The organism is Mitsuaria sp. TWR114 (assembly GCF_007997345.1).
On record NZ_VOSR01000971.1, the window covers coordinates 1 to 1702 of the forward strand.

Annotated in this window: 2 protein-coding genes and 1 pseudogene; 1 reads left to right on the plus strand and 2 read right to left on the minus strand. The window is 69.9% G+C overall.

Features of this window, described 5'->3' with window-relative positions; all coding sequences use genetic code 11:
• Nucleotides 1-751: PEP-CTERM sorting domain-containing protein (locus FUT87_RS26475; RefSeq protein WP_147242912.1), on the minus strand; the 751-nt coding region annotated here is incomplete at its 3' end.
• A gap of 365 nt (nt 752-1116) precedes the next feature.
• On the opposite strand from FUT87_RS26475, the gene FUT87_RS26480 reads away from it, so the two are divergent.
• Nucleotides 1117-1374, plus strand: coding sequence for a hypothetical protein (locus FUT87_RS26480; RefSeq protein WP_147242913.1), 258 nt, complete (start codon nt 1117-1119; stop codon nt 1372-1374).
• Nucleotides 1375-1456: 82 nt separating this feature from the next.
• Here the strand turns inward: FUT87_RS26480 and FUT87_RS29515 are convergent.
• Nucleotides 1457-1702 (minus strand): annotated as a pseudogene (locus tag FUT87_RS29515) (hypothetical protein); the annotation flags it as partial.

Here is a 1702-nt window from a genome sequence, read left to right on the forward strand (position 1 = left end):
CGCCCGCGGCGAAGGCCAGCGAGTTGGCCATCAGCCGCGCGCCGTCGGTGCTGCTGTCCCACAGGCCTGCCTGCACGTCGCCCGAGACCGGGAACATGTTCAGCCCGACGACGATGCCCTTGTGGTCGGTGCGATAGCCCAGCAGCGGCTTGTCGTTGGTCCAGTAGGCGACGACGCTCGCGCCGGCCTTGGGCGTGACGCGGTAGCACAGCGCCGACAGGCCGCCGCTGAAGCTGTCGATGTCGCGCATCAGCGGGCTCTGCGGATCCGCGACCCGGCCCAGGCTGCCGCACGAGTTCTGGTTGTTGTTGGCGTTGAAGACGTCGTAGCCACCGGTCACGAAGCGGCCGGTGAGCCCGCCGAACGGGATGGTCGCGTGGGACAGGCCGGCCTCGACGACACCGCCGCCGGCATCCACGTAGTCCGCCAGCACGTTGCCCAGCTGCGTGGCGCTGGCGAAGGGCTTGTTGAAGGTGTCGTTGAACACCAGGACCGCGTCGTAGCTCTTGAGCAGCGCGAGCGTGGGCGTGCCGGTGTTGGCGTTGAACACGTCCACCGTGCCGCTGACCACGCCGGTGGCGGCGATCTTGGACTGCACGTCGGTCAGCCCGCCGGGCTGGCCCGTCGCGCCCAGGATCAGCACCGAGGCCTGCGCGGCCCCGCCGAGGGCGCACAGCGCGGCGGCGGCGAGGGAGGCGCGGAGGCGGGGAAGGCAGGAAAGAAGTCGGGGAACGAGGGGCGAGCGCTTCATCGGAATCTCTCTGGCGGTATTTCTTGTGGAGGCCCTGGGCGGGAGGCCGGGCGACATCCGGCGCGCGGCCGGAAGCGGCTCGGGGAAGCAACATCCAAGCCACGGGGCAGGATGTCCCGCTGGCTCAAGCACTTGCAAGGCCTGTCCCCCGAGAAGGGGTCAGGCGGTGTAATGAATCCCGACACCGGCGGTGCGGAAGTTGCTTCGTACATCGCCCTGGCGGGTGACCTTGTAATGCGGGGGTAAAACATCGTCGGCGCGCGTGGCGCCGGACGACGCTTGGAGGGAAACTTGCCCAGGCGCTGAACGAGCGGCCCGTCGATCCTCTGGCCGCGGTTGCGGCCACAACGCGAAAAGGAGCGTCCATGTCAGCCAAGCCAGACCATACCGATGCCGTCGGCGGCGTCGAGAGTCACAACGGGCGCTGGTTCGTCCGTGAAGTCGTCGGCGAGGCGCCGCCATTCCGGGCGCGCTACCTGGTGATCGCCGCGCATCCGGCAGCGGGCGGGCAGCCGGAACTCAACGGCTACTGGCATGAGCTGGAGCGCAACTTCGACACCTGGAGTTATGCGGCCGATGCCGCGCTTGAGGCGGCGCAGCGCACGATCGACTTCCGGCCCTGAGGTCCCCAGGGACCCAAGTAGCCGCAGGGCCCCGAGGCCTTGATGCCTTGCGGCACCGGGCGCCAGGCGGGGCCGGCCCGGCTCACATGCCGGCGGTGATCTTCTTCTGCAGCGCCTTGTACTGGTCCAGGCGCGGGCCGCCGAGCGCGACCGCGCGCTCGATCGCCAGCGAGGCCTTGTAGCGCTGCCCCTGTTCCATCAGCACCTGCGCCAGGTTGTTCCAACCCTCGGGCAGGTCGGGGCGCACGTCGGTCAGCCGGGCGTAATGGCGGGCCGCGGTGCGGCGGTCCTTGGCGGCGTAGGCGGTGTTGCCGGCGCCCAGCAGCAG

Excerpts from the sequence above, each read along its gene's own strand:
- FUT87_RS26480 (WP_147242913.1), top strand. The coding sequence starts at position 1,117 with ATGTCAGCCAAGCCAGACCATACCGATGCCGTCGGCGGCGTCGAGAGT.